At 28.8% G+C, this 9,767-nt stretch carries 8 protein-coding genes, 1 pseudogene and 1 other annotated feature; of the genes and pseudogenes, 8 read left to right on the forward strand and 1 reads right to left on the reverse strand.

The genetic code is table 11. The features are described from left to right. Positions 1-109: 109 nt before the first annotated feature. Positions 110-2,722, forward strand: coding sequence for an aminotransferase class III-fold pyridoxal phosphate-dependent enzyme (locus BET03_RS05920; RefSeq protein ID WP_120168306.1), 2,613 nt, complete (start codon positions 110-112; stop codon positions 2,720-2,722). A gap of 40 nt (positions 2,723-2,762) precedes the next feature. Here BET03_RS05920 and BET03_RS05925 read toward each other — a convergent pair whose 3' ends face one another. Then, complete coding sequence (locus BET03_RS05925) at positions 2,763-3,452, reverse strand: BON domain-containing protein (protein ID WP_120168308.1); 690 nt, start codon at positions 3,450-3,452, stop codon at positions 2,763-2,765. A gap of 201 nt (positions 3,453-3,653) precedes the next feature. Here BET03_RS05925 and BET03_RS05930 point away from each other — a divergent pair, with 201 nt between their 5' ends. From BET03_RS05930 to BET03_RS05960, 7 genes and pseudogenes are all read left to right on the forward strand, one after another. Beyond that, on the forward strand, positions 3,654-4,172 hold the full coding sequence (locus BET03_RS05930) for a hypothetical protein (RefSeq protein ID WP_120168310.1): 519 nt from the start codon (positions 3,654-3,656) through the stop codon (positions 4,170-4,172). Between the two features lie 91 nt (positions 4,173-4,263). Then, entirely contained in the window at positions 4,264-4,503 is a 240-nt protein-coding gene (locus BET03_RS05935; RefSeq protein ID WP_120168312.1) for a YkoF family thiamine/hydroxymethylpyrimidine-binding protein, read from the forward strand. A 147-nt stretch (positions 4,504-4,650) separates the two neighbouring features. After that, positions 4,651-5,325: an endonuclease III domain-containing protein gene (locus tag BET03_RS05940; protein ID WP_120168314.1), complete on the forward strand. Its 675-nt coding sequence runs from the start codon at positions 4,651-4,653 to the stop codon at positions 5,323-5,325. Between the two features lie 102 nt (positions 5,326-5,427). Beyond that, positions 5,428-6,600, forward strand: coding sequence for a CD0519/CD1768 family membrane protein (locus BET03_RS05945; RefSeq protein WP_120168316.1), 1,173 nt, complete (start codon positions 5,428-5,430; stop codon positions 6,598-6,600). A 69-nt stretch (positions 6,601-6,669) separates the two neighbouring features. Beyond that, positions 6,670-6,925 (forward strand) — a binding site (T-box leader). A 79-nt stretch (positions 6,926-7,004) separates the two neighbouring features. Beyond that, complete coding sequence (gene asnA / locus BET03_RS05950; protein WP_120168318.1) at positions 7,005-8,024, forward strand: aspartate--ammonia ligase; 1,020 nt, start codon at positions 7,005-7,007, stop codon at positions 8,022-8,024. Positions 8,025-8,082: 58 nt separating this feature from the next. Then, positions 8,083-8,193: pseudogene (locus BET03_RS05955) on the forward strand (AAA family ATPase); the annotation flags it as partial. A gap of 95 nt (positions 8,194-8,288) precedes the next feature. Then, positions 8,289-9,683 carry a DUF4652 domain-containing protein gene (locus BET03_RS05960; protein WP_120168322.1) on the forward strand — a complete coding sequence of 465 codons (1,395 nt, stop codon included), beginning with the start codon at positions 8,289-8,291 and terminating at the stop codon, positions 9,681-9,683. Positions 9,684-9,767: the final 84 nt, after the last annotated feature.

Genomic DNA, 9,767 nt, shown 5'->3' on the forward strand with positions numbered 1-9,767 from the left:
TCAAACTAAGCAGGATTATTTTGAATTAAAAAGAAGTTTTTAGTAAATAATATATAAATAGGTTAAAATTAGAAAATAGAGGTAAGGTTAAAGAAAAAGGAGGGAATGTATGAACTCATTTACCAAATATGTAAATCCATATATAGGTGAGCTTTTAGAAATTATTAAAATGGATAAGTCATTTATAAGGGGAGAGGGAACTAGATTATATGATGATAAAGGAAATGAATATCTAGATTTTATAGCAGCTTATGGTGCTTTACCATTTGGATATAATCCAAATGAGATATGGGAGACTATAGATAACTTTAAAAAATCAAAGGAACCTAGTTTTATTCAACCATCAGCCTTGAATGCAGCAGGTGAATTAGCTAAAAAACTTATAGAAGTTACACCTGAAGAATTAAAATATGTAACATTTACAAATAGTGGAGCTGAAACTGTAGAAGCGGGAATAAAGTTATGTCGTTCGGCAACTGGTAGAAAGGGAATACTATCTACTATTAATAGTTTCCATGGTAAGACCCTTGGAGCCCTTTCAGCTACTGGTAAGAAAAGCTATCAAGATGGATTCGGTGCTCCTGCAGATGGATTTAATTTCATTGAATATGGTAATTTAGAAGCATTAGAGAATGAACTTAAAGAAAAGCCAGATTATTATGCAGCATTTATTATAGAACCAATTCAAGGAGAAGGAGGTATTGTTGAACCTCCAAAGGGTTATCTAAAAGGTGCTAAAGAAATATGTAAAAAATATGGAGTGAAGCTAATAGTAGATGAAATACAAACTGGTTTAGGAAGAACAGGAAGATTATTTGCATTTGAAGAAGAAGGAGTTTGTCCAGACGTATTGCTATTGGCAAAGGCTTTAAGTGGAGGGATTATACCAATAGGTGCATGTATAGCAACAGAAGAAGTATATAATTCAGATTTTGGTAATAAGCACTCATCAACATTTGCTGGGAATTCTTTAGCTTGTAGAGTTGGAATTAAGGTTTTGGATATATTAAGTAATACAGATACTATTAAAGAAGCCAAAAGAAAGGGAGAAATCCTAAAGGAAGGCCTTAACAGGCTAAAGGAAAAATATCCTGATATTATTAAGTCAGTAAGAGGAAGAGGCTTAATGTTGGGGATAGAATTTTGTGAAAAAAAGGATATATTTCCAGGTAGTTTTATAGGTATAATGGCAGAGCAAAAGCTTTTAACACCTATTATTTCAAGCTATCTTTTAAATGTTGAAAAATTGAGGGTTGCCCCAACCTTAAATGGAGAAAATGTAATAAGAATAGAGCCACCTCTTATTGTAACTGAATCTGAATGTTATGAAGCATTAAACAAAATTGAAAGTATGTTAGAAGTATTAAATAGAAAGAATACAGCAGAGTTTTTATCATATTTAATAAATGTAGATAAAAGTAAAAGAGAATATAAAGAAGTTGAATCAAGAGAAATAAAAGAGGTTGAGGTAAAAGAAAAGGATGAAAGATTTGCTTTTTTAATACATCCTTTAGATTTAAAAAATTATACAGACTATGATAAAAGTCTATTATCCTTTAATAATAATGAGCTTGCTGAACTTACAAGTAAATGGGGGGATATAGTAGAGCCATTTGTTGTATCTAGTACAAGAATTGTATCTAAAAGTGGCAAAACTGCATATGGTGAATTTATTGTAGTTCCAAGGACAGCAGAAGAGTTTGTAAAAATACCAAAAAGTCAAGTGGTATATGAGCTAAAAAAAGCTGTAAACCTTGCTAAAAAAAGAGGAGCCAAAATAGTTGGATTAGGTGCATATACTTCAGTTGCATCAGGGGGAGGACTACTATTAAAGGATGAGGGAATTCCTCTAACTACTGGAAATAGTTATACTATTGTAGCAGCGGTAGAGGCAGTTACAACAGCTTTAGAAAGATTAGGAACACAATCGGATGAATCTACTGCAGCAATTGTAGGGGCAACTGGTTCTATAGGAAGTGGAGTATCTATATTACTATCTGAAAAAGTATCAAAGCTAGTGCTTATAGGTAATCCTAAGAATAAAAAATCTAGTATAAAAAGACTTAAAAAACTTACTGCTAAAATATTTAAACATATTTCTAAAATGAAAGAAGAAGGAAAGCAATTTAGACCAGGTAGTTTAGGATATAAAATTTCAAACTTACGTAATTTACCACTATCTAATGAACCTATAAAGAAATTTGAGAAATTTGCAGAGGATATAAACAATAAAGAAAATTTTATTATTTTAACAACAGACATAGATAATATGCTTCCTTTAGGAGATATTGTAGTAAGTGCAACTAGTAATGTAGGAAAGCTAATTAAACCAAATCACCTTAAGTCAGGTGCAGTAGTATGTGATATGTCAAGACCAAGAAATGTAGATGAAGATGTAGCTAGAAACCGTCCTGATGTCCTAGTTATAGATGGAGGTATTATTGAAGTCCCAGGTTTACCAGATTTAGGAGTAGACCTTGGTTTTGATAAAGGACTTGCTTATGCATGTATGTCGGAAACTATGATTTTAGCATTAGAGGGACATTATAAACATACAAGTGTAGGCTCTTCAGGAATAAATATGGAAAATATATTACTAACTAGAAGATTAGCAGAAAAGCATGGTTTCAAATTGGCAGATTTTAGAAGTTTTGACAAACCTATAAAGGAGGAGAAATGGGAGAAAATTTTAGAACTAAAGGGGGAAATGGCAACTGTTTAAATAAATGGGACAAAAGAAATAATCTTTTGTCCCATTTAATTTATTTATTTCTCTTTCTTATTTGAATTTTATTTCTAACCTTATTAACTCCTTCAATATCCATTGCTATTTCTTTTGCCAGTTCAATTTCTCTTTTACTTTTAGTATAACCAGATAATGTAACCTTACCATCAACTACATCACATACTATATCTTCACCACTGAAGTTAGCATCATTAAGCCTTTCTCGTATAGCATTATTTATTGAAACATCATCTATTATACCTTTATTTATATTTTCAGTATTGTTAACTACATCCTTAACTCCTCTAACTTGAGAAGCTAAATCCATTGCTATATGGGCATCCTTTACTTTATCTACATGGCCAACTAAATTTACCACTCCATCATTAACCTTAACTCCTATTCCGTGGGTTTTATCATTTATTTTATTATTATTTAATTTATTAATTACTTCTTTTTCAATATGCTTATCAGTAATTTGGCTGTCAACTCCAATAGTTAAATTATTTTCTACTTTTTTTACTCCGTTTATTTTTCTAGCTATATTTTCAGCAAATTTTTTTTCTTTTAAGACATCAACAAATCCTGATAAATTAACAACACCACTTCTACATGTTACATTTATATCCATACTAGAGGCTTGCATTTTTTCTTCTAATTGGTCTTTAATAAGATCTACTATTAATTCATCCTTTGATAGATGTTCTTTTTTTTCTTTTTTATTCATTACTTTACTCCTTTCAAATCTATTTAATAATATTTTTTGTTATATTTGTAGATTTATTATTAAAAAGATATTTTTAATTTATAACTATATAAAGTACTTAATTTATAAAAAAACAACATTTTATCCATTTGTAAAATAAGTAAAATTTTGGTATATTTTATATACCTCTTATTTTCATTAAATAGTGAAAGGAGATAAAAATTGCAAAGAGAAAAGATTTGGAGAAATAAATTGATATATCTTTTATCAACTTTATTATTAATGGTATTAATGATAAAAGTCTCTTTTAATAATTTTACTAATGAATATAGCTTAGATGAATATCTAAAAGCCAATAAATATGATTATGTTCTAGGATCAAAAATAACTATAAATCAAGATGAGGAATTGAAAGATAAATATGAGTTTAAAGAAAGAGAAGATACTAACAAACATTTAATAAATGAAATACTTGATTATTTTAAATCTTTTGAATATGTAAAGGATAGGAATATAACCAGGACTTCTAGTCCTTTTTATGAGTTTAAGTTTAAAAACAATAGTAGTTATGAACGAATAATGATACAGGTAAGGAACAACAAAGAGATAGATTTTATTAAATTTGGAGGTAGAACAGTACAAGAGGAGGAACGTATTCTTATGCATTTACAAACAAAGAAAAAAGAAATTGATATGGATTATATAGATAAATTATATAAATCTCTTTCAAAGGAATTTTAAATTAGTAAAATGTACTACATTTTTATTTACATAATTAAAATTACAGAAACTAATACTAAATAAGAAAGATTATAAGCAAGGAGGACTTAAAGTGATAACAGCTGATGTTACTGTATATCCACTAAAAACTTCAAGTGCTACAAATGTAATCAATAATTCAATTAATAGTATTAAAAATAATGGTGTTAACTATCAAGTAGATTCTATGAAAACAAGAATTACTGGTTCTAAAGAGCAAGTATTTAGTAGCCTTAATACTATGTTTTCAGAGGCTGAAAGAACTGGTGGAGAAGTTAGTATGGTAGTAAATATAACTAATTCAGTAAAATAAAATTTACAGTTAATAATTAAGTTTAAGCGCAGACTTTAGTCTGCGCTTAAATATTGAGAAAAGAAAATCATTAAGTAAGGAAAAACTTTATACTAACAACTAATTTATTTTATGCTAAAATAGAGGTGGAGAAAAGGGGGCAAAAATATGAATTTATTTAAAGGAGTTTATAATAAGCTATTAGATTATTATGGCCCTCAAGGGTGGTGGCCTATAATAAAAGAGATTGATGGAGATTTAAAAAGTTATTATGACCTAAATAATTCTTTAAAAGTAAGCTCAGAAGAGGAAAAATTAGAAATATGTATTGGTGCAATACTTACACAAAATACTACATGGAAAAATGCAGAAAGGGCTTTAATAAATTTAAAAAGGAATAATCTTTTGAGTGTAAAAAAATTAGAAAAATTAGAAAAGGAAAAGCTTGCAGAAATAATAAAGGCAAGTGGTTATTATAACCAAAAAGCTAAAAAGATTAAAAAATTTATTAAGTTTTTAAAATCTAATAAAGAAATAAATAGAGAAAATTTATTAGAGGTTTGGGGAATAGGGCCAGAAACTGTAGACTGTATTTTGCTTTATGCCTATAATAGGCCTTATTTTGTAATAGATGCCTATACTAAGAGAATATTTAATAGATTAGGTGTGTGTAGTCAGAAGATTGATTATCATAAGCTTCAAAGTCAATTTCAACAAAATATAGAAAGAGATACTTATATTTATAAAGAATACCATGCCTTAATAGTAAAACACTGTAAAGATTACTGTAAAAAGAGTCCAAAATGTGGTAAATGTCCTATAAGAGACTATTGTAAAAATTAAAGCATTGTTGTCATAAAATTTTAAATTTTTTTAAATTGATATAGATAGATTAATTTTATATAATATGATTATCTTAGAATATGGGAGAATAGGGGGTTAAATATGGAAAAAGTAACTAAAAAGAATAACGAGAAAACGTTTGCAAACAAAGACACGATTATTTTCTTAGGAATTATTATATTGTTTTTTGGTTACTTAGGAATAAATATGGGAATTAATAATATGTTTTCTTCTATAATGGAAACGGCATATAAGTTACTTACAGACACAGTGTTTTATATTATGGCTATAGCTGTTTTAACAGGTGCTTTTGGTAAATTAGCCACTGAATTTGGATTAGTTAATCTATTAAACAAAATCTTTTCCCCCTTAATGAAGCCTTTATTTAATATGCCGGGAGTTGCTTTTTTAGGGATTATAACAACTTATCTATCTGATAATCCTGCAATAATATCATTAGCTAAAGATGACGAATATCTTAATTATTTTGAGGAACATGAAACTGCATGTCTTTGTAACTTAGGAACAGCATTTGGAATGGGGCTTATAGTTTCTACATTTATGATAAGTAGAGGAGAAGGAGAATTCTTAAAAGAGGTAATAATAGGGAATATAGGAGCAGTTATAGGTAGTATTGTAAGTGTAAGGATAATGGCATATAGAGCTAAAAAGGTTTTAGGAAAGCTGAAAAAAGGAAGCACAAATAAAAGAAATATAAAATCCCCTAAAAAGTTTATAGATAGTAATACTAAAGGAAGTTTCTTTGAAAGATTCTTAACAGCATTTTTAGAAGGTGGAAAATTTGGAGTAGATATTGGACTAAGTATTATTCCAGGGGTTTTAGTTATATGTACTATTATAATGATGTTGACCTTTGGACCTGCAGATCCTAGTATTGGATATCAAGGTAAAGCCTTTGAAGGAGTGCCACTTCTACCAAAAATAGGTCAATTTTTATCTCCTGTATTAAAGCCTTTATTTGGATTTAACAATCCAGAAGCAATTGCATTTCCTATAACAGCCCTTGGAGCTGTAGGTGCTGCCTTAAGTTTAGTACCTAAGTTTTTAGAAAATGGTATAATTGGACCAAATGAAATAGCAGTATTTACTGCAATGGGCATGTGCTGGAGTGGTTTTTTAAGTACTCATGTAGCTATGTTAGATTCTCTAGGCTATAGAAACTTAATTTCAAAAGCTATTACTAGTCATGTAATAGGTGGTATATTTGCCGGGATTTCAGCACATTTTATATTAGTTGTATTTAATTTGTTTTAAAAAAATTTAATAAAATTGTTGACAGATTATAATAATTTCTATATAATTTAGGATAATATAATAAAAAGACTATAGACTATGATGAGGAGAGTAGATATAGGAGGTAGTCATAGCGAGCCGGTGATGGTGGAAGACCGGTACGAATCTTATATCGAAGAACACCTCGGAGTCTCTAACCGAAATCGTTAAGGAGAGTAGGCTTAGACGGTTCCAGACCGTTATTTTCTGGACAGTATCGAGTAATGAAAAAATTACTCCGTACTGGTAAAGTGAGCTTTTTGCTAATCAGGGTGGTACCGCGGAAATTCAGCCTTCCGTCCCTTTATGGGATGGAAGGCTTTTTTATTTGAGTATGGCCATACTTAAAAATATAAACAAACAGTAGATTAAAGGAGGAAATTAAAATGACAAAGGGACTAATTAAACCAGAAGGATATAAATCACCTTTGGGAATTAGAGAGACGGAAGTTGCTATTAAGAAAATTAAAGATTACTTTGAAGATAGATTATCAGAAAAGTTAAACTTAACTAGGGTTTCTGCACCACTTTTTGTAAAGCCTGAAACAGGACTTAATGATGACCTAAACGGAGTAGAAAGACCAGTTTCATTCAATGTAAAGGGAGATTGTGATAGTAGAGCAGAGATTGTACATTCACTAGCTAAATGGAAGCGTATGGCTTTAAAAAGATATGGTTTTAAAGTAGGAGAAGGACTTTATACAGATATGAACGCAATAAGAGCTGATGAGGAGTTAGATAATACCCATTCAATCTATGTTGATCAATGGGATTGGGAAAAGATAATATCAAAGGAAGACAGAAATGTTGAAAAACTTAAAAGTATAGTAAGGAAAATATTTAGAGTATTTAAGGATACAGAAAAATATGTAAAAGAAATATATCCAGAGCTATATGAAGAAGATATATTACCAGATGATATAAGTTTTATAACAACACAAGAATTAGAAGACTTGTATCCTGATTTAACACCTGAAGAGAGGGAAAATGCTATTGCTAAGGAAAAAGGTGCAGTATTTATAATGCAAATTGGAGATAAGCTAAAATCAGGTATTAAACATGATGGTAGAGCACCAGATTATGATGACTGGAAGTTAAACGGAGATATTATATTCTGGTATCCAGTATTAGGAAAAGCATTAGAACTTTCTTCAATGGGTATAAGAGTAGATAAAGAGGCTTTAGAAAGACAGCTAAAATTAGCAGACTGTGAAGAACGTAAAGAGCTTTTATTCCATAAAATGTTACTTAATGAAGAACTTCCATATACAGTAGGTGGAGGAATAGGTCAATCAAGAATATGTATGTTCTTCTTAAGAAAAGCACATATCGGAGAAGTTCAATCATCAATTTGGCCAGAAGAAATGATTGAAGAGTGCAGCAAAAACAATATTAATTTATTATAATTAAAAAAAGGTCATGCCTGAATAATTGAATTATTCAGGCATGACCCTTTGTTTATGTTATTCTGTAATATTATTCGATGAGATAGAAAAGGCACATCCAGAAGTATTTAATATATTATTACAGCTATTAGATGACGGTAGATTGACTGATGCTAAAGGAAGAACTGTAACCTAAGACCTAAGAGCTAAATTACAAATATAGTAAAAACAACCTCAATATGGTATAATGTATTCGTGAAGAGATATAAAGGGGATGAACAATTAGTGAAAAGAAATATTAGTTTCTGTTTAATAATTATTATGATTTTAATATTATCTATAGGATGTACTCAGTCAAATTCAAAACAAGTTAATAAAGAAATTGATTTAAAATTACAAATGGGAGAGAATGTACTTTATATGAAAGATAATGGACCTCCAAAATTAGTTGTAAAAATTAATGGAGAGAAAAACATAATATGTGATAACTTTCCGTCTAGGCCTGTTATCTCACCAGATAAAAGAAGAATGGTATATATTTCACCTTTTGAATTTGAAACCTTTGGTGAAGTATATATATATGATGTAAAAAGAGGAGAAAACCAAATAATTATTACCAAAGATAATAAAAAGCAAAATACACCAAAATCTGTATATTGGTTAGATGATAGATATTTATTAGTGATTAGTGGATATGCTTATGGAACGGCACACGTTGGTGGTGATTTATATATATACGACACCCTTAATAATAAACTTCGTCTTTATATAGAAGCAAAAGAGAATAAAGAGGTAAAGGATATAAAGATTCATGACAATTATATAACTATTTACTATGCTGTATTTAATGATGATTTCACTGATTATAAAGTAAAAGAAGAAACTATTTCAAAAGAAAAATTATATAATTTTACAAAATATAAAATAACTTTAGAGGATGTAAAAAATAATTATAACAAAGATGAAATTATAACGATAAAAGAATATAAAGACAAATATGTATTGGTTGAAACAAAGAAGAAAAATGAAGTAAATAGTTTTGACTTTTATAATTTAGAAACTGGTGATAGGGATATATTATTTAATAATTTAGATTATATGGAATTATTAGACATAAAAAATGAAAATCAGCTTATTTTCCTATCGAATGGGTTAAATAGTGAAAGTGGATTTCATAGATTTCCTTACATAGTTAAGTTTATAAGATATGAAGAAAATATCGAAAGTAAATTTGATTTTAATAGGATAGAAGAAAGAGCATATTTTAAATTAAGTGAGAATACTACATTTGGTAACAGAACAGTTGCAGTTATTTCTGATATAAGAATTACATTAGATGGAATAGAAATATTATTTAAACCTCAAAAAGGAAAAGAAGCAGAGTTTTTTGCAGATTATACTAATATACCAATAACGAAAACAAGTTATAACAAAGAACAGATTCAGTTTATTTTAAAGTTTGATAATACTAAAGTTGGTGATTTTGTTAAAGATAATAAAGTTAAATTAAATAGTGAGAATACATATATAAAAGATATTGATATAATACAGAAAGAGGGTATGAGTTTGGTGTTAATAAATCTTAAAATGGATAACATAGAATATACAGGTGAAATAAATAGATTAAATAATAAATTACCATTTTTAGATTTAGATTTTACAGTTAAAAAAATGCACTGATAATGTGATTAGAGACGGCGTATGTACTACGTCGTTTTTTTATTGAGGGACGAGTAATTCTTAAATAATACAACACAAAGGTAC

It is taken from the genome of Thermohalobacter berrensis (genome assembly GCF_003609645.1).
Taxonomy (GTDB): domain Bacteria; phylum Bacillota; class Clostridia; order Tissierellales; family Thermohalobacteraceae; genus Thermohalobacter; species Thermohalobacter berrensis.

What these genes read in the sequence shown, in the direction of transcription:
- BET03_RS05920 (WP_120168306.1), top strand. Translation starts at nt 110, where the DNA reads ATGAACTCATTTACCAAATATGTAAATCCATATATAGGTGAGCTTTTA.
- BET03_RS05925 (WP_120168308.1), bottom strand. Translation starts at nt 3,452, where the DNA reads ATGAATAAAAAAGAAAAAAAAGAACATCTATCAAAGGATGAATTAATA.
- BET03_RS05940 (WP_120168314.1), top strand. Translation starts at nt 4,651, where the DNA reads ATGAATTTATTTAAAGGAGTTTATAATAAGCTATTAGATTATTATGGC.
- BET03_RS05945 (WP_120168316.1), top strand. Translation starts at nt 5,428, where the DNA reads ATGGAAAAAGTAACTAAAAAGAATAACGAGAAAACGTTTGCAAACAAA.
- asnA (WP_120168318.1), top strand. Translation starts at nt 7,005, where the DNA reads ATGACAAAGGGACTAATTAAACCAGAAGGATATAAATCACCTTTGGGA.